Raw genomic sequence first — 23,800 nt, forward strand, 5'->3', positions numbered from 1 at the left:
TGGCACAAACTTTGCTGAGTTAGAAATTAAGAGAAATAGCTCGCAAAATAAGGTTGGGGGACACGAATGAAAAAAATGCTTATGGCGCTCAGTCTATCTGGCGCACTCTTAGGTGGTTCAGCGGTGGTTTGGGCAGAAGATGCTGCATCAGCACCAACAACTGAACAAACTGTAGCCGTTGCTGATACGGGTGCTGCAACAACTGAAATCGTTGCAGTTGAAGCTCCAGCTCCTGAAGAGGCTGCTCCTGCTGCTGTAGCAACAGTGGATACAGGTGATACAGCTTGGGTTCTTGTTTCAACAGCATTGGTTCTGTTGATGACTATTCCTGGTTTGGCTCTGTTCTATGGTGGTATGGTGCGTAAGAAAAACGTACTTAGCACCATGATGTTCAGCCTTTCTGCGGCGATCTTAGTGAGTTTAATCTGGGTAATTGCCGGTTACTCATTGGCTTTCTCTGGTTCAGGTGCTTATGTGGGCGACTTGGGCAAGGCGATGCTGAATGGCGTTGCATTTGATGCCTTAAGTGGAACAATTCCTGAAAGCTTATTTGTTGTTTTCCAAATGACGTTTGCGATCATCACTGTTGCGATTATCAGTGGTTCGATTGCTGATCGTATGAAATATTCAGCATTTATGGCATTTATCGCAGTATGGGTAATTTTGGTTTATGCACCAATCACTCACTGGGTATGGGCGGCTGATGGCTGGTTATTCAAAGCAGGCGCATTAGATTTTGCTGGTGGTACGGTTGTTCATATTAACGCAGGTGTTGCAGGTTTGGTTGCAGCATACATGTTAGGGAAACGTACAGGCCTTGGCCGTGAATCTATGGCACCGCATAACTTAACTTTAACTGTGATTGGCGCAAGCTTGATTTGGGTAGGTTGGTTCGGCTTTAACGGTGGTAGTGCTTTAGGTGCTGGTGCGCGTGCAAGTATGGCAATTCTTGTAACTCAAGTAGCTGCTGCGGCTGCTGCATTCTCATGGCTTATTGTTGAACGTCTTGTTCGTGGTAAAGCATCAGTTCTTGGTGGTGCATCAGGTGCGGTTGCTGGTTTAGTGGTGATTACGCCTGCTGCTGGTTTCGTTGGTGTAGGTGGCGCATTAGTCATGGGCTTAATTGGTGGTGTGGTGTGCTTCTGGGGGATTACTGCACTGAAACGCCTGCTTAAAGCGGATGATGCTCTGGATGCGTTTGGTTTACATGCTGTTGGTGGTATCGTTGGTGCGATTCTTACTGGTGTGTTCTACAGTGATGAAATCATCAAAGCGGCAAATGTTGCACTTGCACCGACCTTTATCGGTCAATTGTGGGTACAAATTGAAGGTGTGTTAGCGACAATCGCTTATAGCGCAATTGTGACCTTCATTATCCTGAAAGTAATTGATCTGGTGATTGGTATCCGTGTAAGTGCTGATGATGAGCGTATGGGTCTTGACCTTAGCCAACATGGCGAACGTATCGAATAATCAGTGCAAGATGTGATTAAAAAAAACAGCCTTATGGGGCTGTTTTTTTATGGCTTTAGGGTGCTAGTTCTGCAATTGAAGAAACTTTGCTACACTTAAGCAAAGTGAGTAAATAATCGCGCAACTATGCATTGTCCATTTTGTAACGCTGCTGATAGTAAAGTCATAGACTCCCGTTTGGCTGCCGAAGGCTGCCAGATTCGTCGTCGTCGTGAGTGTGTCATTTGTGGGGAGCGTTTTACCACCTTTGAAAGTTATGATGTGGTCATGCCTCGCGTGATCAAATCAGACGGTAAAAATGAACCTTTTGATGAGGCCAAACTACGCCGTTCTTTAATGCATGCCTTACAAAAACGTCCTGTCACTCAGGAACAAATTGAAACCGTACTTAGCGATATTCAATCGCAGATCCGCCGTCTAGGCGAACGGGATGTCAAATCTAGAACTATTGGTGAAATCGTGATGCAGGCATTATTTGCTTTGGATCATGTCGCCTATGTTCGATTTGCTTCTGTGTACCAAGATTTCCAAGATGTAGAAGCATTTCGCCATCAAATTGAGCAAATGCAACAACGTGAAAATGAAGCTTAAATTCGAGAGATCATGTCTGAGTTAACCCAAGATCATTTAACTGAACATCAGCATTGGATGCAACAAGCCATTGCCTTAGCTCGACGTGGTCAATATTCGACGAAGCCGAATCCAAATGTCGGTTGCGTCATTGTCAAAGAAGGTCAACTGATTGGGGAAGGCTATCACCCTAAAGCTGGTCAGCCGCATGCGGAAGTTTTTGCTCTGCGTCAAGCAGCTGAGAAAGCCAAAGATGCAACTGCATATGTCACTTTAGAACCTTGTGCACATTACGGTCGAACACCGCCTTGTGCGGAGGCTTTGGTCAAAGCTCAAGTGAAAAAAGTTGTCATTGCCTGTTCTGATCCAAATCCACTGGTCGCAGGTAAAGGCGTTAAGATTTTACAAGATGCTGGCATTGAGGTTGAAACGGGAATTTGTACGGAAAGTGCAAAAACGCTCAACTTGGGTTTTTTGAAGGCTATGTCAACTGGCCTGCCTTATGTACGTTTAAAGATAGCATCAAGTCTGGATGGCCGTACTGCGATGGCTTCGGGTGAATCAAAGTGGATTACTGGCAAAGCAGCTCGACAAGACGTACAACATTGGCGGGCAATTTCGGGTGCGGTGATTACTGGTATTCAAACGGTTTTAGCTGATGATTGCGAACTGAATGTGCGTGCATTAGAAGGCGTTGATCTGACAACAGTGGTGCAACCAAAACGGATCGTTTTAGATCGACAAGGGCAATTACCACTTTCTGCAAAAATTCTACAGCAATCTGAAACGGTGATGGTGATAACACCATTTCGTCAAGAACTTGCTGATTTAGGCGTGATACAATTGCCACCGCAACCTTTAAACCAGTTATTGCAGACTTTGTCTCAACAATATCAAATTTATGATGTTTTGGTTGAGGCAGGTGCGACTTTATCAACGGCCTTTTTACAACAAGGATTGGTTGATGAAATGATTAGTTATGTTGCGCCAACTTTACTTGGTCAATCTGCTCGGGCTATGTTTAATGCTGAATTTAGCAAAATGGCAGAGCAGCTCCGTTTTGAGTTGGTCGATGTAACCCAACTTGGGCAAGACATTCGCCTAAGATTGCTCCCTATCCAAGAGATGATATGAATCCAGAACCATCGGTTTATCACAAGCGTCGTCATGCTGCCCGTACGACTGACGAATATCTTTTTCATCAGTTAGTACCTTATCTCGGTAATAAGCGTCGGCTGCTTCACCTCATTTTAGAAGCGTTTGAGATTACAGGTACATTGAATAGCAAGAAAAAGAATCCACCGATTTTTGCTGATTTCTTTGCGGGGAGTGGGGTTGTTTCGCGGTTAGCACGTCAGAATGGTTATCGCGTGATTGCCAATGACTGGGAACCGTATAGTCATGCATTGAACAATGCCATTTTAGCTTGTGTTGATGCACCTGCTTTTAAAGAGTTAGGTGGCTATCAGAAAGCCATTGATTATTTAAATCGGCTACCTGAAGTCAAAGGCTGGGTCACGCATAATTTATGTCCGCGTAATGATGATGTGTATGATCCCGCCCGTGATCGTTTGTTCTTCAAACGCCGTAACGGTATGCGGATTGATGCGATTCGTCAGCAGATTGCGACTTGGCAAGCGCAAGGGGCAATTAATGATGTAGAGATGAGTGCTTTATTGGCACCGCTACTGTATTCAGCAAGTTTCGTCAGTAATACCAGTGGTGTCTTTAAAAGTTTCCATCAGGGCTGGGGTGGACGTACCCAAACTGCCTTGGAGCGGATTGAATCTTTATTGTGGCTGACACCGAGCCGCTTCTGTGAGATTGGTGATCCTAAGCGTCCTGCTGCTGAAATGTGGTGTGTTGATGCACAGCATCTTGCCAATCAAATGAGTGGTTTTGAGGTTGATGTCGCCTATCTAGATCCACCCTATAATCAGCATGCCTATAGCAGTAACTATCATGTTCTGAATGCACTGACTTTATGGGATCAAGTCGACTTACCATCTCCAGATACTAAAGGTTTTAAAAGCGGTATTGATCGTGCTTGGCGTAAAGAACGTCCAAGTCCTTATAACTCCTCTAAATATGCCAAAGAGGCCTATGAAAAGTTATTGGAAACGATTAATGCACGTTATATTTTGACCAGTTATTCGACTGATGGGAATATTGAGCCTAAAGACTTGCTGACTGCCAATTTGAAGCGCGGTAAAGTGACTTTGCTGACCCAAGATGTTCCACGTTATCGGGTGAGTAAACAACGCCAATCTGAACGTGCTCGCGTACTTGAGTTTATTGTGATTACGGATACCCATGCCAAGTCTGGACCACCGTTACGGCAGCTTTTAGGACAGTTATACCATTTCGCTGAATTGGGTGGTGTAGATACCACGGGTAACAGTACTCAATTGGCACTTTGGTAAAAGAAAAAAGACACCATTTTGGCAACAAAGTGGTGTTTTTGTATCCAATATTTGCTGAGTATCGGTTAATTAGATTGTTGTGATCGATTTGTAAGATAAGCCTATGTTTTTATAGTAAATATCTACCAATTTTGAGTTGGTTTATACATGCGAAGTCATACATTTAAATTAGAGCTTAGAAAATTATAATTAATAAATAATGATTTAAAACAAATATATGGAATAGTTTTGTCTTTGATTTTTATCGTCATGTTCACTTAATATAAGGCTGGAAATACTTTAACCAATCGTTCAAATTTTTACCAAATGATATTGACCATATCTAAAAATAACTATAGTTTGCCGAGCTTAATTTAGGGTCTTGCCTATTTGCAGCGATGACCAAGAGAGGTTGTTATGAGTCGCTCGGAACCCACCTTATTGGGGCAATGTGTAGCTGAATTTTTTGCTACCGCAATTTTTTTATCATTCGGTATTGGTGTGGTGGCTGCACTTAAGCTTGCGGGAGCGAGTTTAGGCTTGTGGGAAATTAGTATCGTATGGGGTTTGGCTGTTGCATTGGCAGTGTATTTGTCTGCTGGCATTTCTGGGGCACATCTTAATCCCGCAGTGACTATCGCTTTGGCATTGTTTGCTGGTTTTGAAAAACGTAAAGTACCTTTCTATATCATTTCACAAGTTGCTGGTGCAGCTGTGGGTGCACTTCTGGTTTATGGTCTGTATAGCAATTTATTTGTGGACTATGAGCAAACCCATCATATGGTGCGGGGCAGTGTAGAAAGTTTAGAGCTAGCGGGAATTTTCTCAACCTATCCACATCATTTGCTCTCGCTTGGTCAGGCCTTTATGGTGGAAATGTTTATCACCATGCTATTGCTGTGGTTGATTATGGCGATTGGTGATGATAGCAATGGTTTACCACGTGGTGCTTTGGCACCGATCTTAGTCGGTTTATTGGTTGCAGTGATTGGTGCATCTTTTGGCCCATTGACTGGCTTTGCCATGAATCCTGCCCGTGATTTTGGCCCGAAAATTGTGGCTTATTTCTCTGGCTGGGGACCTGTTGCTTTTACAGGTGGTCGTGATATTCCCTATTTTATCGTCCCAATTATTGCGCCAATCGTGGGTGCTTGTTTAGGTGTGCTTGGTTATAAGTTGTTCTTTAGCTATTTCTTGGTCAACAATCCTGCTGTAGTAAAAGAAAAAGAAATTGCTGAAAAGCAAGTGTCTGAAATGTAATAAAGACCAGATCAAGAATTTGAAGGGCAGTCAACGGATTGCCCTTTTTATTTGCCTGTATTTGGACTGTACATGCCTTGTTATCTCTAGTTCTTTGCTTTAAGGTATCTTCTTTACAGTGGTACATACTGCAATAAAGATAGGTTGAAACTCCCATGTTTACAGGCATTATTGAAAGTTTAGGTAAGGTTGAGAGCCTACAAAGTGTAGGTGGCGACGTTCGTTTACGTATTCAAACTGATTTGGATATGTCTGATGTACATTTGGGGGATTCGATTGCCACCAACGGGATTTGCCTGACCGTGATTGAATGGGGTGAAAACTGGTATGCGGCTGACGTTTCGCGTGAGAGTTTAAACCGTACCACACTAGGTCAATGGAAAGTTGGTCAAGCCGTCAATGTCGAGAAAGCAATGTTGCCAACCACACGTTTTGGTGGGCATATTGTCAGTGGACATGTGGATGGTTTAGGTGAAATTACCTTGGTCCGACATGATGCACGTTCACTGTATTTTGAAGTGACAGCACCTGTTGAGTTGGCTAAATATTTAGCCGAAAAAGGTTCAGTCACTGTCGATGGGATTAGTCTGACTATTAACCATTTGCGCGGCAATATTTTAAGCTTGAATTTAATACCACATACTGCAGAACGTACCAATATTGGTACTTGGCAGGTTGGAAGCAAAGTCAATTTGGAAGTGGATGTCTTGGCACGTTATATCGAGCGTTTATTGCTAGGTGATAAGGCTGCGGAACAGAAAACTGAATCGAATATCAGTATGGCTTTTTTAGCTGAAAATGGTTTTTTAAAATAAAAGATGAAGTATAAAAAAGCCCAGTTCGAACTGGGCTTTTTTATTATTTTTCGTCTGAAAATTCACTGTTTTTCAGGATGTAGTCAATTTCATCTTGTGCTAAGGCGTGCAGTTTTGCTCTAAATACCGTTACTGCTTGCTCAATTAAACCTTCAGCTTCTAATTCAAGTCGTACACGGACACTTTCCAGTTCTGACAGAATTTGCTGATCATCGATCACAACACGTTGAGCCTGTGAATAATCGATACTTGGCTGTTCAGGGTTGCTTTGATAGCGTTCCGTTTGCTGTGCAATTTCCTGATCAATATGGCCACGTAAGGCAAGTAAGTTTTCAGTCTGTTGTTCAAATTGACGGGCTTCATCGGCTTGCAGTTGTGCAGCGTAGGCGGCTTCAGCTGCACGCTTCTCTTCCAGAGCCTTTTCCAAAGCCAGTTGTTTTCGAATACGTGCTTGTTCAATCAAGTCTGCTTTTAAGTCGGCATAGGCTTGATCAATGCGCTGCTGAGAAAGTTGCTGCGCATTTTCCTCATGTTGTGTCCATGTCTGAGTCAGTGTTTGTGGTAGCAGTAGATCACAAATACGTGCTAAATCATCCTGATAGGTCTGACGGACAGCCTCAGGTGCATTTAACCAACGTTTTTTAAAGTCCTGACCTACATTTAATGCCACAAGACACTCCTCAAATGATGCTGTTTATTGCCGATTTATAATTTAAAGGTTCGAGGTTCAATACCTAAACGACGATACATTTTAAATTTTTCCCGCCCGATCTGTTTTGCCGTTTCATTATTTTCAATAATTTCGATAATGTGGCGAAAATCTTGAGTTTGTTCAAGTGCATGATTGTTAAAATTAAACACGATCCAATCATTCGACGGAGGTAATTCCGCTGAAATACACACAGGACTATGCGGCTGATCGATGCCATGTGGAATAAAGCTGAGTGGATCAAAGTTCCAAAGTTTCTCATCTAACTCCGTTTGCTGCTCTGAATCAGCGCAATACCACCAAATTTGTGGATGCTGATTCAGAATCTTACGGCATAAACGGCAAGCACTTTCGACTTGCCGTTCTTTACTATTCTCAAATAGATAAAAGCTGATTTGTGGCATGTTTTAGTTTTTCGTTGCAACACGATTGGCTAAAAACTGCATCAGTAATGGCACTGGACGACCTGTAGCACCTTTAGCTGCACCCGATAACCACGCTGTACCTGCGACATCAAGATGCGCCCAACGATAATCACGAGTGAAACGTTCGAGGAAACACGCTGCAGTAATTGCGCCACCATATGGGCCGCCAATGTTGGCAATATCGGCAAAAGGAGAGTCGAGTAATTCTTGATACTCTTCCATCACTGGCATACGCCATACGCGGTCTAGTGACTGTTCGCCTGCCTGTTGTAGGTCTTGGGCAAGTTCGTCATCTGGCGTAAATAAACCACTCACCACTTTACCAAGCGCAACCACACAAGCACCAGTCAGTGTTGCAATATCAATCACCAGCGCAGGATTAAAGCGCTTGATATACGTTAAGGTATCACAGAGAACCAGACGGCCTTCTGCATCGGTATTCAGGATTTCAATGGTCTGACCGCTCATACTGGTCACAATATCACCTGGACGGGTAGCATGAGCAGAAGGCATATTCTCAGCAGCTGCAATCGCACCGACCACATGAATTGGCAATTGTGCTTCGCATAGTGCTTGGATTGTCCCAAGAACAGAAGCTGCGCCGCACATATCAAATTTCATTTCATCCATGCCGAGGCCGGGTTTCAATGAAATACCACCTGTATCAAAGGTCACACCTTTACCGACAAGTACGACAGGTGCTTGATCTGCTTTAGCATTGTATTCGAGTGTAATAATGCGGCCTGGGCGGTCAGAGCCTTTGCTGACTGCAAGGAAGGCATACATCCCCAAGTCTGCCATTTGCTGCTCATCAAGCACCGTGACTTTTAAAAGCGTTGGATATTGTGCTGCAAGTGCAAGTGCTTGATCTGCCAAATATTCAGGGAAGCAGATATTGCCTGGACGGTTGCCAAGATCACGTGCATAGTTTTGGCCTGATTGCACTGCATGAATTAGATTCAGTTGTGCATCATCTAAAGTGGTTTGATTGGCAACAAGATGGATTGTTTCTAATACAAATTCATTTTTTTTCGATTTAAATTCATCATAACCATACGCTGCTTGAGTCAGGCTTAAGACAAACAGTGAATGTAAATCGGTTGGGATTGCTGAAAGATCGACACTAATTTGTTTAAATTTATTTTGTGATGATTTGATAATAGTTTGTGCGAGTTTTGCTAATTTTGTCGCTTTTAACTCGGCACTTTTTCCAAGTCCGAGCAGTTGAGCATTGGCTTGTACGGGAATATTGGCAATTAAGGCTAAGCTTTCGTTAAAACCTGCTTTGAATTGTGTTGCGTTAAGCACTTCTTCTAGGTGATTGATTTGATATGTATTTAAGTTCTGTTGTAATTGTTCTGAATCAACCAAAATCCACAAAGATTCGCTAGACACCTGAGTTGGGAATGCGTTATGAAGGGTAAATTTCATTGTTTGTATGGAACCTGATGAGTGAAAAATAAAGATAAGTCCATTAAACACTTTCAGATATGAGGTTGCAATCCGCAACAAGCGATAGGTTTTATATTTTTAACATTCGGGTAAACTAGCGTTACCTTCAATTGGGCTTTTTGGAAGTATTACTTTGATTATTCGGCGTTATCTCGTCAAACAAGTGGTTTCGACATCTCTCGTCGTCATTGGTTTATTAACCCTGATTATGATGGGTGGTCGTTTAATCAAATATTTTGGCGTGGCAGCTCAAGGTCGTTTAGATGCAGGTATTTTATTTAGCATCATCGGCTATCGTTTGCCTGAGTTTTTAACGCTGATTCTTCCTTTAGGTTTCTTTATTGCCTTGATGCTGGTGTTTGGTCGTCTTTATGTTGATCATGAAATGGCAGTTTTAAACGGCAGTGGTGTGAGTCGGAATCAATTGGCACGACTGCTGTTACCGATGACGCTGGTTTATCTGGTGGTGCAAACCTGTTTGATGGTCTGGGTTGGGCCATGGGGGTTGCGTGAGTTTGAAAAACTGACCAGCACACAAGCGGTACGCACGGGCTTTGACTTGGTTCGTCCCAAGGAGTTTATTTCTTCAGGACCTTTTACCATTTATGCTGGATCACTTTCAGAAGATCGTAAGAATTTAAAAGATATTTTCTTCTACCAAAAGGCCAAGCAAGAAGACAAGCCCGATGTCATGATCTTGGCAAAAGAAGCAACACGAGTTGAAGTAGAAAATGACACAGCGAATGTGGTGGATTTAGTCCAAGGTCGCCGCTATGAAATTTACCCAAATCAGCCGAGATATACGCAAGCCGAATTTCAGTCTTATCGTTTACGTTTAGAAAGTGATAAAGATGTGAAGTTTGAAAGTGATGATGTTGGGGCATTGTCCATGTCAAAGCTTTGGCAGAAACGTGATGATTCGGTGCTTAAAAGTGAGTTGGGTTGGCGTATTTTTGGACCATTGGTAATTATCGTGGCGTTGATGTTGGCGGTGGCATTGTCAGAAGTGAGTCCACGTCAGGGGCGTTATTATCGTTTGATTCCTGCAATTTTTATCTTTGCCAGTTTAATCGTGTTGTTGATTGCCATTAAAACCCGAATCAGTAAAGACGAACTGGATATCTGGGCTTATCCAGTGGTACTTGCTGTCTATGCAGCAGCTGCAGCAATCTTTGCGCGTAAACAAAAACTGGCGCCAAAACTTAAGAAAAGCATTCAGCGAGTGGGGTTATAATGTTAGCACGTCGAATAGTCGCCAAACATGTGACAACAACCACGGTTCTAGCCATGCTCGGAACAACGCTGGTGTTATCTTTTCTACAAGTTTTATTCACCTATTTAGGTGAATTAGGTGAACTCAAACCTAATTATAATGCTTGGCAAGCTTTTCTCTATGTGATGTGGGGGGCGCCTCGTTATTTATACGAAATCCTACCTGTTGCGGCATTGATTGGTTCAGTGTTGGGTTTAGGCGCATTGGCCTCGAATAGTGAATTGATTGTGATGCGCTCTGTCGGGATTAGCCTCTGGCGGATCGTCGGTTGGGTGATGCGTGCGGCCTTGTTATTGATTGTGTTGTCTTTCGTGCTGAGTGAGTGGGTTATTCCATATACCAATGAAAAAGCACAAAGTATTAAAAAACAACGTAGTGTTGCCGCTTTAGGGGAAGTAAAAGGCTATTGGTCACGTGAAGGCCAACGTTTTATTTATATTGATTATGCCAACTCGCAAGGTCAACTTCGCAATATTCAAGTGATTGATTTTGATAAGGACTATCGTTTGCAGTCATTTGTGAATGCTGAGAAAGGCCAGTTTATCAAAGATGGACAGTGGACTTTAGAGCAATCTCATCAAGTTGATTTGCTGGCGCAGGGTAATGCCATCAAAACTGATCACGATCAACAAGCACTGGGTTTGGCACTGCAACCTAAATACGTGCACATGGTGACCTTGGATCCTGAAGATTTATCTCCAAGCCAATTGATTAGTTTCATGCGCTATATGGATGAATATAGTCAGGTGCCGAAAACTTATGAACTGGCATTTTGGCAGAAAGTTACTTCACCATTTTCTTTGATTACTCTGGTTTTGATTGCGTGCTCCTTTATTTTTGGTCCATTACGCCAGCAGTCGATGGGCTTCCGTTTAGTGATCGCATTATTTACAGGGCTTGGCTTTTTCTATTTACAAGATTTCTTGGGTTATGCAAGTCTAGTCTACGCACCATCTCCAGCATGGTTTGTGCTGCTACCTGTTGTGCTGATCTTTATGGTGGGTAGTTATTTATTGTATCGGGCGCGATAAAACACGTTATATGAAGACTCTATCATCAGGATTGATGAAAGCCATCAGTCTGGTCATGGAGAATTAGCTTAAATTTCGGTAAAATATGCCGATCAAATGATAGACAAAAAGAGAGTCCATTATGACGGATGCAAATGCTGGCAAAATTCCTCACGTTCTTGTAATTATGGATGGTGTAGGACATCGGGAAGCAGTTGAAGATAATGCTTTTTTAGCAGCAAAAACACCAAACCTCACTGCAATGGTGGCTAAGCATCCGAATAGTTTGATTTCAGGTTCAGGTGAAGACGTTGGCTTACCTGATGGTCAAATGGGGAACTCAGAAGTTGGACATATGAATCTTGGTGCGGGTCGTGTGTTGTATCAGGACTTTACCCGAATTACCAAAGATATTCGCACAGGTGCTTTTTTTGAGCATGAAGTGTTAGTTGATGCCGTTGAAAAAGCTAAAGCAGTAAATGGTGCCGTCCATGTGATGGGGTTGCTGTCACAAGGTGGCGTGCATTCGCATGAAGACCATATTGTGGCGATGTGTGAGCTCGCATTAAAACGTGGTGCAACAGTTTATCTGCATGCGTTCCTTGATGGCCGTGATACACCACCACGTAGTGCAAAACCTTCATTAGAAAAACTCGATGCTTTATTTGCTCAGTATCCAAATCAAGGTCGTATTGTTTCCATGATTGGTCGTTATTTTGCCATGGATCGTGATAATCGTTGGAATCGTGTTGAACTCGCTTATCGTTTAATGACAGAAGGCGAGGCAGTCCGTGTTGCAAACTCAGCTGTTGAGGGGCTAGAGCAAGCCTATGCAGCAGAAGAAAATGATGAGTTTGTTCAAGCAACCCGTATTGGTGAAATTGCTAAAATCCAAGATGGCGATAGTGTGGTTTTCATGAACTTCCGTGCCGATCGCGCGCGTGAAATTACCCGTGCCTTTGTTGAAAAAGATTTTGCTGGGTTTGAGCGTAAAGTTGTTCCGAACTTGTCGAAATTCGTCATGCTGACACGTTATCAAGCCAGTATTGATGCACCTGTGGCGTATATGCCAGAAGGGCTTAAAAACTCGATTGGTGAATATCTGTCAGGTTTAGGTAAAACTCAATTACGTATTGCTGAAACTGAAAAATATGCACATGTGACTTTCTTCTTCAGCGGTGGTCGTGAAGATGAATATGAAGGTGAGAAACGTATTCTGATTCCATCACCGAATGTAGCAACCTATGATTTAAAGCCAGAAATGAGCGCGTATGAAGTGACGGATGAATTGGTTAATGCAATCAATTCGCGTGAGTTTGACCTGTTGGTAGTGAACTATGCCAATGGTGATATGGTTGGACATACAGGTATTTTTGATGCTGCAGTAAAAGCGGTTGAAACTGTAGATACATGTCTCGGTCGTGTTTATGATGCAGTCATGGCAAACAAAGGGCATATGTTAATTACGGCTGATCATGGTAATGTAGAACAAATGCAAGACTATGATAGTGGACAAGTTCATACTCAACATACCACTGAATTGGTGCCATTTATTTATGTCGGGCCGACACAAGCAACGATTGCGGAAGGTGGTGTATTGGCCGATGTTGCACCTACGCTACTTCATTTGATGAACATTCCTGTACCTCCAGAAATGCAAGGCAAGAATTTAATTACTTTAAAATAAGGTGAAGCAATGACCCAACACAACAACATTTACAGAACATTATGTGCAAGTGTGTTGATGTGTTGGGGATTGCATCTCTCTGCAGCACCGATTACTCATTCATCTGGATGGGCTGATGAAGACAAAAGCATCGGCAGTACAGAAGTTCCGATTGAGTCGATTCAACAATTTGTACAAATTTATGGCATTGTTAAAGATAACTATGTCGATAAGAAGTCTGATGATGCTTTATTCCAGCAATCAATTAAAGGTTTAGTGAGCGGTTTGGATCGCTACTCTCGTTATTTATCAGCAGAAGAATACCGTCAACTTATTCAATATACAGAAGGCGATTTAGCCTCTGTCGATTTCAATTTAAATTATGATGCACACTCCAAATCTTGGCAGATTCAAGATTTGAAGCCAGGCTCAGATTCGAGCAAATTGGGTTTGCGTAATGGGCAAGTGATTCTGAAAGTTGATAACCAAGAACTCAAAAATTTAAATCAAGACCAGATTCAGGGTCTATTGTATGGTTCGATTGGCAGTACCGTGCAGATTCACCCAGAAAATAATAACAGCACAGTGATCTTGGTTCGAAATAAAAAAGTCGAGACAGATATTGAACCTGTTCTACTACATAATCAGGTACTGGTACTGAAAATTCGCGTTTTTCAGCAAGATACAGCCAATGAAGTTAAACGTTTAATCGAGGAATATAGCTCAACCAAACTTAAAGCTGTGGTTTTTGATTTACGTAATAATCCTGGAGGACTACTCTCTGCTTCAGTCGAAGCTGCCGATTTATTTTTAAATCAGGGGCTAATTGTGACGACGAAAAGTCGTTCTGAGGGCGACCAGCAATTCCAAGCTTTACCATCCAATGAATTTCAAAATCTAAAGTTAGGTATCCTGATCAATCGTCGTTCTGCTTCTGCCGCTGAAGTTTTTACCGCTGCATTAAAAGAACACAAGCGCGCTTGGGTGGTCGGTGAAAACAGCTATGGTAAAGGTGTGGTACAAAAGTTGTTCCCTTTACCAAGTGGGGCTGCATTGCAAATGACGGTATCACACTATTACACCCCGAATGGCAATATGATTGAAGGTCAGGGCATTCAGCCTAATCAAACCTACGCTTTGTCTGCCGAGATGAAAGAAGATAATTATCTTGAGCATGTCACAGATCTGGTTTTGAAAAGTAGATACTAAAAATAAGCCCCGAATGATCGGGGCTTATTTTTAAATATTATTCATCATCTTCAGTATCTAAGCCGAATTTTTTCAAACGGTAGCGTAACGAACGGAAGGTCATTCCTAATTTTTTCGCGGCTAATGTTCGATTCCAATGGGTGAGATTCAATGCATTCAGAAGAATTTCTTTTTCAATATTTTCTAAATAACGCTCCAAACCTTCAGGTGGAAGCTTCTTTGAACTCATATTTGGGCTTGCAGAATGTTGCGGTGTTTCAACTTCTTCTGCTGCTGTGTTGGAAAATGAGGGTGCTGGATTGGCAAAGGAACTGCGTAATGGTGCTGTTTGTAAATGGGCCAAGTCGATATTGTCATCATCACTCAGTGTAATCGCACGTTCAATGATGTTGCGTAATTCACGAACATTTCCCGGGAAATACTGCTGCAATAGGAATTGCTCTGCACGCGAGGAGAGTGACTTTGTCGATAACTCCCATTCTTGGCTAATTCTTTGAATAAAGTGATTTGCCAATAAGAGGATGTCTTGTCCACGTTCACGTAATGGTGGTAGAACGATATCCATCACATGTATACGGAAGAATAAGTCTTGTCGGAAACGACCTTGCTGTACCAACAGTTCCAAATCTTGATGACTGGCACTGATGACACGGAAATCAACATCAATCTCTTGATCTGAACCGACAGGACGAATTTTCTTTTCTTGTACTGCACGGAGTAGTTTGACCTGCATATTTAAAGGCAGTTCAGCAATTTCATCTAAAAATAGACTACCGCCGTGAGCAGAGAGAATTAAGCCTTGTTTGTCCTGTGTTGCACCGGTAAAGCTGCCTTTTTTATGCCCAAATAGTTCGCTTTCCATCAATTCAGTTGGAATCGCGCCACAGTTAATGGCAATAAAAGGACCTTCGCTACGGTTACTCAAACGATGCACTAGATTCGCGACGACTTCCTTTCCTGTTCCTGATTCACCTGTAATAAAAACAGGGGCTTGAGAACGAGCGATTTTCTTTAAAGCGATACGTAATTGTTGAATAGGTGCTGAACGTCCGATTAACAGTTTATTTTCTAAAGCTGTTTCAGCTGCCTCTTGTTCTGGCTGTGGACGATTCAAGGCTTTTTGGATTAGTTGATCCAAATGCATTTGATTGACAGGTTTGCTGACAAAATCAAATGCGCCTGCTTTAAGTGCTGCAATGGCAATATCCATATTGCCATACGCAGTTAACACCGCAATAGGTGTATTGGGATAGTTCTGTGTTACATGTTTGACCAGATCCAAACCATTACCATCTGGAAGATTTAAATCTGTTAAACAGGCATCGTACTGGAACTCAGTAAAGAATTTTTTTGCCTGTTCGACCCGATAAGCGAGATGTGTCTTGATGCCCATGCGTGCTAGCGTCATCTGCATTAAAAGACATAAATCTTCTTCGTCGTCTACCAGTAAGACGAGTGGTTGTTTTGTTGCCATTCCCCGAGAAACCTAATCTAATCAATGAATTTTAGAGCATTCAATCCTGAAGCATGCTCCTTGTTGTCGCTCTATATAGGTGAGCTTTGCATGATTGGCCTCACAAAATGTGTGAGACAAATACAATCCTAAACCAGTTCCTTTAATTTCGGTACTAAAAAATGGTTTGAACAGTTGAGAAATATCTCGTTTTGAGACACCCGTCCCAAAATCGATGACATCAATGCAAGTTCGACCATCTTTTTCGTGTACTTCGACCTCAATATAAGGCGCGTCAGTTGCATTATGTCGGAGTGCATTTCTAATTAAATTAATCAGCACTTGGCGTAATTGTTTTTCGTCAAATAAGATACCGACCTGTTCTGTTAGTTTAATTTGAATTTGTTGTTTAGCATCGGCAAGATCTTCATTGAGTAAACTTTCAAAGAAGGAGCTTAGATCAATTTCTTGTACTTCTGTTGGCTTATTCCGTGCCATTGCCAAAGTGTCTTGCACGATGCTATCAATCCGTTTGGCCTGTTTACTGATCATGCGTGACAGCATTTCTTGTTGGTGTGGGTCACTGTCTTTGAATAATTCATTGGCTTGCACAATCGCGGCCAAAGGGTTACGAATTTCGTGGGCAATACTGGCAGAAAGCTGACCAAGTGCTGCAAGCTTTAGTTGCTGAACTTGCTGAGTCAGTTTCTGTGCATCTTTTAAAATTAATAATACTAAGGCCTGTTCAGGTACAAGCAGATGTTTAACCCGAACATTGATGGTGTAGGCGCTTTGTTGTGACTCAAAACTAAACTCTTCACCATCTTTAAGATCACTAAATTGAATCAATTCAAATAGGTCTGGTTGTAATTTGATCAGTGGTGTTTTTTCTAATGAAATCGGTAAATGGATACCTAATAATGTATTGGCTGCCGGATTGGTTAAGACAATATGATTGCTTTCATCGAGTACCAAATAACCATCTTCAATCTGTTCTAAGATATAGCGGTTAATATTTTGCAGCTGGTGAATTTCAATGGATTGATGAAAAGTTAAAGTTTCTAAAATTTTAAAACGTTGTACTGCAATACGACCAATGGCATGGACTACAAAGAACAAAAACGCCAGAAAAATGCTATTACCAAGATGATTTAAATTATTAACGTCAAAGAAGTCACCTAAAAAACGCTGGTAAACCACCATAATCACGGCAAATAAAGTAATGATCAGCGAAAGCTGAGCATTTAATAATATCGCAGAAGAAAAAATAATAATGACGTAAAGCAAGCTTAGTTGCAGGTTTGGACCACCCGCAGAGAAGGTGATTAAACTTAAACAAATGACATCAATCAGAAAGATAAAAATCAGTTGCTTGGACGTTTGTATCGGAAGCAGTTGCAGTAAAAAAAGCTGAAAAATATTGAGTGTGATATAACAAATCAGCGTATAGAAATATAAAAAAGGGTAAATATAGTTGCTAGACAGCTGCTCAGCAGTCAATAAATAAATTAAAAGCAGGCTAATCGAAATAATGAGCCGATAGCCGCTATACCAAACGCCGAGCCGATAGACCGTCTGTGAAACTGTTGACGCAATTTTCCCTAACATAGGCGCTTACTGTTGTTTTAAGGTTTAATGAGCCCATAGCGAATTGCAAGATGGGTGAGCTTGACATCACTATCAATCGCCAGTTTTTCAAAAATACGATAGCGATAGGTATTTACCGTTTTAACGCTTACAAACAATTTGTCAGCAATCTCTTGGGCGCTGATACAGTTCACCACCATCATGGCAACTTGCATTTCGCGTTCAGAGAGCGCATCAAAAGGAGATTGTTGTGTATCAGAGAGATACGAGCTGGCCAGTTGTTCAGCAATATCTGCACTAAAATATTTTCCACCTTGCATTACTTTGTTAATGGCTCGAACCATTTCCGTAATTGGTGCACCTTTGGTGATATAACCTTTTGCACCGGCTTTGAGTAAGAGTGATGGATAGGGTTCTTCGGCAAGACCACTCACGGCAATGACTTTGGTTTCAGGCGCGGTCTGTAACAAACGACGTGTGGTTTCTACACCACCAATGCCTGGCATATTCACATCTAGTAACACAACTTGAGGATGCTTTTGACGTACCAAAGCAATCGCTTCTTCTCCTGACTCTGCCTGTCCGATGACTTCAACATCAGGGTGATCTTCCAACATACGACAAATTCCTGTGCGTACGAGTTCATGATCATCAACAACGAGAACAGTGATCAAGAAGACCTCCTTTTTTCAAAAAACTGGTTTTTTGTTACATAAAGCAAAATTAGCTTGCAATGAAACGACAAAATTAGCAATCCTATTCTTCGTTTTTAGCGAATAGTTGTACACAATTGTGTCTATAAAAGCTTTACCCGATTTGTTCAAATGTAAGGCATAATGGTATTAAGCGCAAATGTGCAGCGTCCTGAGTTGAGTATTGTGTCGTGAAAAATTCTAAAAAATCTATCATGCATGTTTTAAGCATGTCTATCTTGTGGGCTTTGAGCTCAACAAGTTTTGCAGAACTGGTTGTGAATAACAATCCAGCTTCTTCGCGTGTGAGTGGTTCAGCTTCAATGAATTGGTCTGCAAGTGATGCAAGCCAGTTGATGGAAGATGATGAACCATTGGAAATTGGTCCACAAGGTTCAACCTCTGTTACCACTACATTGCGTAATGGTAGTTCGGCAACGATTAGCTCTTCTACTGCACAGCAATCAACGTCGCAGATTCGAGATACTTTTGGTTACAGTAGTCAGCCTTCTGTCAATGCACGCGCTGCTTTGGTGATGGACGCACAGACAGGCGAAGTGTTGTACAGTAAAAATAGTAATATGTCGGTGCCAATCGCATCTATTACTAAATTAATGACGGCTGTGGTTACTGCGGACGCTCGTTTGAACATGTCGGAAGAAATCACTTTACAGTCGATTGATTTTGCAGGTGCTGGCGGTAAGAACTCAAGTTCGACCTTACGCGCTGGTGATACCATGAATCGCGCAGAAGCACTTTTATTTGCATTGATGAAGTCTGAAAATCCAGCTGCAGCTGCTTTAGCACGTACCTACCCAGGTGGTCGTTCAGCCTTTATTGCTGCGATGAATGCAAAAGCGAGGCAATTGGGCATGACTGCGACACGTTATGCTGAATCAACTGGCTTAGACCCACACAATGTGTCTTCAGCGCGTGATTTGGGTATTCTGGTCAGTACGGCTTCACAATATGGCTTGATTCGTCAATTTTCAACTACACCAACCTATGACTTCAATTTAGGTTACCGTGTGCTGAAATCTAATAATACTAATGCATTAGTGCGCAATGGCGGCTGGAATATTAACTTGTCAAAAACAGGTTATATCAATGAGGCAGGTCGTTGTGTGGTGATGCATACCACTGTGAATTCACGCCCAGCAGTTGTGGTGTTATTAGGCGCGCCAAGTTCGCAAGCGCGTAACAGCGATGCAACTAATCTATTAAGCTGGTTAAGCACTTTACCAAAACGCGTTTAGTTCTTTTAAGTCAAAAACTCCTCTTTATGAGGAGTTTTTTTATGCCTGAATAATGCGACATAACTTGTCTTATTTCAATAAATTATGTTCGTTTTTTGAGCCGGAATCGGCTAATGTGTGCATACAACAAAAAAATGATGACATACCGTTATGAATGCGATGCAACACGCACGGATTTCTACAAAACGCTGGGGTGGGGAACCCGAAGACTACTATGAACTACATGCGTTTATAGACAGTACCAAAAACCTATGTAGTGATGCACGACACCGAATTTTGCATACCTTGTGGGGCGTAAATTCTGTTGTGATTCCTGTGTTTGGGCATAGCCTTCAAAATAGTGCAGGCAAATCGATTGATATTAAAGATTTGTGTGAACGTGATCATTTATTGGTGGATTATCAACAACGTTTTATTCCGACACTCAATGATTTTGTAAATGCGATAGACGCAAGACAATTGCCTAAGAACTTTGAACAGCAATTAGAACAATTACATCATGATTATGTGCAGGACAAAACACTTTCACAATTAATGTTATCGCCTTTAGCGCTAACAGGAAAATTACATTCGCTTTTGCTCACTCATAATAGTTGGTTTATCTACGATATTTTGCCAAGGATTGGGCAGCAGCCGAAACTGGGTAATATTGTGTATAGCCCCGCTGATTTTTTTAATGCCATGCATTTTGAATTATGGATGGATAATGGCATGGCAATTCCTGCAAGTGCTCAAGCATTACATCAAATAAAACAAACAACTCAATGATAAATGAATTAAGGGGAACACCATGACGACTTACGTAATTCGTGCCAAATACTTTGGGTATAACGATGAAGTCTTTTATGTGGCAGGCAATCGTATTGCCAATGTTTTTGAGGATAAATCCCAAGCCGAAGCTGCATATAAAAAGCTTGAAATTGATGGGGCGAGAGATTTTGCCCTGTATGAAGTGGAATCCCTGTTTGATGCAGATGAAGTATTGCTAAAACAACTGGATGATTTTGTGTTTTCACGTTGTGGTGAGCATGTCTGTGAAGATGGGGATATTTCAGATGATGTATTACCTGAAAGCTTAAGCGATGAAGATACCTTTGAATTTATTCAATTGGCAGGAATGCAAAAATTTCAACTGGTACAGTTTGAACATGAGGCTCGATTTTATGCGCTTTGGTCAGTCAAAAAACAGAAATGGGTGGAAGAGCATGATGAGTTTTTTGCCAGTTTGGCTTATGCAGATCAACCTGAGCAATTAAAAACCAATGTTGGAACTATTTTTGCAGATTATGACTATGGTGATATTCAGCTTAAAGGCTCACTTGATGAGTTGTCTGATCAACCTGTGCTCTTACAGGCAATGATCACAACGCAATCGGGTTTGAAATACGACCAGAAAAGCCAAATTTTAACGATTATGCAGGGTTGGGAAGAAGAAGCTTTATATGCGGTTAATCCCTTACTCAAACAACCATTATTTGAAATCAAAGAAATTGAGCTTGAAGAAATTCAGAGGATTGAAAAAGAATTAGCTGCACAATATAGCTATGATGATTACGAATAACTTTTTCTTTCTATGATTACGAATAAAAAAACCAGTTGCAGGCAACTGGTTTTTTTGAAGAGTTTATACTTACATATTTGAAAGAATAGAATCTTTCACTTGATCCATGGTCGCGTCAATCGACAACATCACGGCATCAGCACATTGCTTGATTGCAGTGTCAGGATCTTTTAAGCCATTGCCTGTAACAGTACATACAATCACAGAACCTTCAGCAATTTTACCTGCTTTAAGATCACGGATCGCACCACCAATAGATGCTGCTGACGCAGGTTCAACAAAGACACCTTCATACATTGAAAGCAAACGTTGCGCTTCTAGAATTTCAGCATCAGTCAGTTCATCAAACCAACCTTTAGAATCACGTACCACTGCTTTAGCATGATTCCAACTTTGTGGATTACCGATACGAATTGCTGTTGCAACAGTTTCTGGGTTCTCTACTGGCGCACCACGTAGGAATGGAGCAGCACCAGAGGCTTGATAACCGACCATTGTTGGTAAGCCTTCTGGTTTAGGACCAGTGAATTGATCTGTTGCAGCATCGTAAATCACTTGCTCAAACTGATCTGCAGGTTGGTTTGCAACCGCTTCGGTATAACCCATCCAGTGTGCTGTGATGTTACCAGCATTACCGACTGGTAGGCAGTGATAATCAGGTGCACGACCCAATGCTTCTACGATTTCATAAGCAATGGTTTTTTGACCTTGTAAACGGTATGGGTTGATTGAGTTTACAATCGTTACAGGTGCTTGATCTGCAACTTCTTTAACCAAACGCATGCCGTCATCGAAGTTACCACGGATTTGCATTGTGATTGCGCCGTACATCATTGCCTGTGCCATTTTACCCATGGCAATTTTGCCTTCTGGGATTAATACGAACGCTTTGATGCCTGCACGTGCTGCATACGCTGCTGCCGCTGCAGAAGTATTACCTGTAGATGCACAGATAATTGCTTTAGAGCCTTCTTCAACTGCTTTGGTCACCGCCATGGTCATACCACGGTCTTTAAATGAACCTGTTGGGTTCAGACCTTCGTATTTCACATAGATTTCGACTTTTTTGCCAATAATACGTGGAATGTTCTCTAGTTTAATCAGTGGGGTATTCCCTTCACCTAAAGAAATTGCGCGTGTAGTTGCAGACACAGGTAAACGGTCACGATAACGATCTACAAGACCAGTATAACGATTGGCATTCGACATGATGGTGTTCCAATATGAGGTAGAGCGGGGTGAGGGAAGTCATTTTCCCTCAACCTGATTAACTATCGAGCGATTCTAAACGAATTCTTACGATTTCGCCACGAATTGCAGGTAATGCTTGAATTTGTGCTAGTGCTCCATCCATTTTTGATTCAACGATCGGATCTGTTAAAATCACGATAGGAATCAAGTCTTTTAAGCGTGATTGCTGCATGATGGCATCAATACTAATGCCTGCACGGCTTAGAATCGTAGTGACATCAGCGAGTACGCCTGTTTGGTCTTCAGCATTGAGACGGATGTAGTAACCAGTGGTCATTTCTTCACGGCTCAAGATTGGCACGTTAGTCAATGCTTCAAAAGCAAGCTGAGGAATTGTTCCTGCGCCATCTTCGGTATATGAAATATCACGAACGATATCAATCACGTCAGCAACCACAGCAGAAGCGGTTGGACCTGCGCCTGCGCCAGCACCGTAATATAAAGTAGGACCAACTGCATTGGCCTGTACCAAGACTGCATTTTTAACGCCATTGACGTTAGCAATCAATTCTTCAGCAGGAATTAAAGTTGGATGTACACGTAACTCAATGCCTTTATCTGCGCGACGTGCGATACCTAAGTGCTTGATACGGAAACCAAGTTCTTCTGCATATTTCACATCTTGAGCAGTGATTTTGCTGATGCCTTCGGTATAGACCTTATTAAATTGCAATGGAATACCAAAAGCACATGACGCCAAAATTGTCAGCTTATGTGCAGCATCAATGCCTTCAACATCAAAGGTTGGATCAGCTTCAGCATAACCGAGTTCTTGCGCTTCTTTTAAAACGTCTTCAAAGGCACGGCCTTTTTCACGCATTTCAGTCAGAATGAAGTTACCTGTACCATTAATGATGCCTGCAAGCCATTCAATATGGTTAGCAGCAAGACCTTCACGGATCACTTTAATGATTGGGATACCACCTGCAACAGCTGCTTCATAGGCAATCTGAACAGCATTGTCTTCTGCTGCTTTAAACAGTTCATTACCATGCTCAGCCAGTAAAGCTTTGTTTGCAGTCACAACCTGTTTGCCATGCTTAATGGCTTCCATGATGACTTCATAAGCAGGATGAATACCACCCATAACTTCGACCACCATGTCAACATCTGGTTGACGTACGATCTCCATCAAGTCATCGCTTTGTTTAATGCCTTCGAGTTGTAAATCTGGACGTGGACGGCGTGTGCCTACGTGTGTAATTTGAATTTCTCGACCGGTACGGCGTTTAATTTCCGCAGCATTTTCTTGTAGTAATTTAAGGGCTCCACCACCTACAGTACCAAGACCGAGTATCGCCAGACGAACTGGTTTCACGTCACACTCCATTATATTCAATCATTTTAATGAAGCTTGATCATAGCTAAAAAAATGCGCAGACACTAGGGTCTGTTGTCACTTTATAAATGAATTGCGTTGAAGGCTAAAAATCCATCAGACTAGGCATGAAACGTAGGGAATGGCATCCCCTTGCCAAGTTTCATAACGACGTATGAGGGAATTTTAGCCACAACCCTGAGCAAGAGCAAAGCATTGCTTTGATCGCAGCGCAAGGCGAAGCTCAAGGGCAGGGGGATTTTTGGCGCTTCTGCGTTATCTTGCGCAACTTTAGCCGTTGCTCATCATTTAGAATGACTAAATTTCACAATCCATGCCTTGTATCGCCTAAAAATCTCCTCTGCCGCAATCATAGATAAAGTGGTAACAGACCCTATTCCGATCATCTTTAATCTGT

21 protein-coding genes are annotated in these 23,800 nt (G+C 42.0%); 13 read left to right on the top strand and 8 right to left on the bottom strand.

The annotated features are described in order from the left end of the window. The first annotated feature begins 66 nt into the window (after positions 1 to 66). The 6 genes from GBI66_RS14740 (at position 67) to GBI66_RS14770 (ending at position 6,520) form a co-directional block, all read left to right on the top strand. Positions 67 to 1,473 (top strand): ammonium transporter, encoded by a 1,407-nt coding sequence (locus GBI66_RS14740; protein WP_151716606.1) that lies wholly within the window; start codon positions 67 to 69, stop codon positions 1,471 to 1,473. Between the two features lie 126 nt (positions 1,474 to 1,599). Continuing rightward, positions 1,600 to 2,064 carry a transcriptional regulator NrdR gene (gene nrdR / locus GBI66_RS14745; protein WP_004656377.1) on the top strand — a complete coding sequence of 155 codons (465 nt, stop codon included), beginning with the start codon at positions 1,600 to 1,602 and terminating at the stop codon, positions 2,062 to 2,064. 12 nt (positions 2,065 to 2,076) lie between these two features. Continuing rightward, a complete protein-coding gene (gene ribD, locus GBI66_RS14750) occupies positions 2,077 to 3,177 on the top strand; it encodes a bifunctional diaminohydroxyphosphoribosylaminopyrimidine deaminase/5-amino-6-(5-phosphoribosylamino)uracil reductase RibD (RefSeq protein ID WP_151716607.1) in 1,101 nt (366 codons plus the stop codon). Beyond that, positions 3,174 to 4,466, top strand: coding sequence for a DNA adenine methylase (locus GBI66_RS14755; RefSeq protein ID WP_151716608.1), 1,293 nt, complete (start codon positions 3,174 to 3,176; stop codon positions 4,464 to 4,466). The genes ribD and GBI66_RS14755 overlap by 4 nt, the downstream gene beginning before the upstream one ends. Before the next feature lie 396 nt (positions 4,467 to 4,862). Continuing rightward, complete coding sequence (locus GBI66_RS14760; protein ID WP_078197369.1) at positions 4,863 to 5,705, top strand: MIP/aquaporin family protein; 843 nt, start codon at positions 4,863 to 4,865, stop codon at positions 5,703 to 5,705. Between the two features lie 155 nt (positions 5,706 to 5,860). Further along, the gene (locus tag GBI66_RS14770) at positions 5,861 to 6,520 is read left to right on the top strand and encodes a riboflavin synthase (protein ID WP_004656373.1); all 660 of its coding nucleotides are present in this window, start codon (positions 5,861 to 5,863) and stop codon (positions 6,518 to 6,520) included. 43 nt (positions 6,521 to 6,563) lie between these two features. Here GBI66_RS14770 and GBI66_RS14775 read toward each other — a convergent pair whose 3' ends face one another. The 3 genes from GBI66_RS14775 to GBI66_RS14785 are packed head-to-tail and all read right to left on the bottom strand — an operon-like array spanning position 6,564 to position 9,085. Next, positions 6,564 to 7,190 (bottom strand): hypothetical protein, encoded by a 627-nt coding sequence (locus GBI66_RS14775; RefSeq protein ID WP_005210033.1) that lies wholly within the window; start codon positions 7,188 to 7,190, stop codon positions 6,564 to 6,566. Between the two features lie 35 nt (positions 7,191 to 7,225). Continuing rightward, positions 7,226 to 7,633: a DNA polymerase III subunit chi gene (locus GBI66_RS14780; protein ID WP_005210035.1), complete on the bottom strand. Its 408-nt coding sequence runs from the start codon at positions 7,631 to 7,633 to the stop codon at positions 7,226 to 7,228. Between the two features lie 3 nt (positions 7,634 to 7,636). Beyond that, positions 7,637 to 9,085 (bottom strand): leucyl aminopeptidase, encoded by a 1,449-nt coding sequence (locus tag GBI66_RS14785; protein ID WP_151716609.1) that lies wholly within the window; start codon positions 9,083 to 9,085, stop codon positions 7,637 to 7,639. A 154-nt stretch (positions 9,086 to 9,239) separates the two neighbouring features. Between GBI66_RS14785 and lptF the strand changes: the two genes are divergently transcribed. The 4 genes from lptF to GBI66_RS14805 all read left to right on the top strand — a co-directional run bounded on the left by lptF (position 9,240) and on the right by GBI66_RS14805 (position 14,264). Further along, positions 9,240 to 10,340 carry an LPS export ABC transporter permease LptF gene (gene lptF, locus GBI66_RS14790; RefSeq protein ID WP_005191750.1) on the top strand — a complete coding sequence of 367 codons (1,101 nt, stop codon included), beginning with the start codon at positions 9,240 to 9,242 and terminating at the stop codon, positions 10,338 to 10,340. Beyond that, positions 10,340 to 11,410: an LPS export ABC transporter permease LptG gene (gene lptG, locus GBI66_RS14795; RefSeq protein ID WP_005191753.1), complete on the top strand. Its 1,071-nt coding sequence runs from the start codon at positions 10,340 to 10,342 to the stop codon at positions 11,408 to 11,410. The genes lptF and lptG overlap by 1 nt, the downstream gene beginning before the upstream one ends. Before the next feature lie 121 nt (positions 11,411 to 11,531). Then, positions 11,532 to 13,076, top strand: a complete 1,545-nt coding sequence (gene gpmI, locus GBI66_RS14800; RefSeq protein WP_151716610.1) for a 2,3-bisphosphoglycerate-independent phosphoglycerate mutase — start codon at positions 11,532 to 11,534, stop codon at positions 13,074 to 13,076. Positions 13,077 to 13,085: 9 nt separating this feature from the next. After that, a complete protein-coding gene (locus GBI66_RS14805) occupies positions 13,086 to 14,264 on the top strand; it encodes a S41 family peptidase (RefSeq protein ID WP_151716611.1) in 1,179 nt (392 codons plus the stop codon). A gap of 37 nt (positions 14,265 to 14,301) precedes the next feature. On the opposite strand, the gene GBI66_RS14810 is transcribed toward GBI66_RS14805, so the two are convergent. Genes GBI66_RS14810 through GBI66_RS14820 form a run of 3 tightly spaced genes read right to left on the bottom strand, consistent with a single transcriptional unit; the run spans position 14,302 to position 17,978 of the window. Then, a complete protein-coding gene (locus GBI66_RS14810; RefSeq protein WP_151716612.1) occupies positions 14,302 to 15,738 on the bottom strand; it encodes a sigma-54 dependent transcriptional regulator in 1,437 nt (478 codons plus the stop codon). Positions 15,739 to 15,759: 21 nt separating this feature from the next. Beyond that, the gene (locus GBI66_RS14815) at positions 15,760 to 17,325 is read right to left on the bottom strand and encodes a PAS domain-containing sensor histidine kinase (RefSeq protein ID WP_151716613.1); all 1,566 of its coding nucleotides are present in this window, start codon (positions 17,323 to 17,325) and stop codon (positions 15,760 to 15,762) included. 17 nt (positions 17,326 to 17,342) lie between these two features. Beyond that, positions 17,343 to 17,978, bottom strand: a complete 636-nt coding sequence (locus GBI66_RS14820) for a response regulator (protein ID WP_005154729.1) — start codon at positions 17,976 to 17,978, stop codon at positions 17,343 to 17,345. A 209-nt stretch (positions 17,979 to 18,187) separates the two neighbouring features. On the opposite strand from GBI66_RS14820, the gene pbpG reads away from it, so the two are divergent. The 3 genes from pbpG (at position 18,188) to GBI66_RS14835 (ending at position 20,813) form a co-directional block, all read left to right on the top strand. After that, entirely contained in the window at positions 18,188 to 19,252 is a 1,065-nt protein-coding gene (gene pbpG / locus GBI66_RS14825; RefSeq protein WP_143233178.1) for a D-alanyl-D-alanine endopeptidase PBP7/8, read from the top strand. Between the two features lie 150 nt (positions 19,253 to 19,402). Then, a complete protein-coding gene (locus GBI66_RS14830; protein WP_151716614.1) occupies positions 19,403 to 20,020 on the top strand; it encodes a hypothetical protein in 618 nt (205 codons plus the stop codon). A gap of 22 nt (positions 20,021 to 20,042) precedes the next feature. Next, positions 20,043 to 20,813: a hypothetical protein gene (locus GBI66_RS14835; protein ID WP_151716615.1), complete on the top strand. Its 771-nt coding sequence runs from the start codon at positions 20,043 to 20,045 to the stop codon at positions 20,811 to 20,813. A gap of 69 nt (positions 20,814 to 20,882) precedes the next feature. On the opposite strand, the gene thrC is transcribed toward GBI66_RS14835, so the two are convergent. Together thrC and GBI66_RS14845 are read right to left on the bottom strand one after the other, a co-directional pair. Continuing rightward, entirely contained in the window at positions 20,883 to 22,022 is a 1,140-nt protein-coding gene (thrC, locus tag GBI66_RS14840; protein ID WP_151716616.1) for a threonine synthase, read from the bottom strand. Positions 22,023 to 22,080: 58 nt separating this feature from the next. Beyond that, positions 22,081 to 23,382 carry a homoserine dehydrogenase gene (locus GBI66_RS14845; RefSeq protein ID WP_151716617.1) on the bottom strand — a complete coding sequence of 434 codons (1,302 nt, stop codon included), beginning with the start codon at positions 23,380 to 23,382 and terminating at the stop codon, positions 22,081 to 22,083. Positions 23,383 to 23,800: the final 418 nt, after the last annotated feature.

It is taken from the genome of Acinetobacter sp. TUM15071 (assembly GCF_008980925.1).
In the GTDB taxonomy this organism is placed as follows: domain Bacteria; phylum Pseudomonadota; class Gammaproteobacteria; order Pseudomonadales; family Moraxellaceae; genus Acinetobacter; species Acinetobacter dispersus.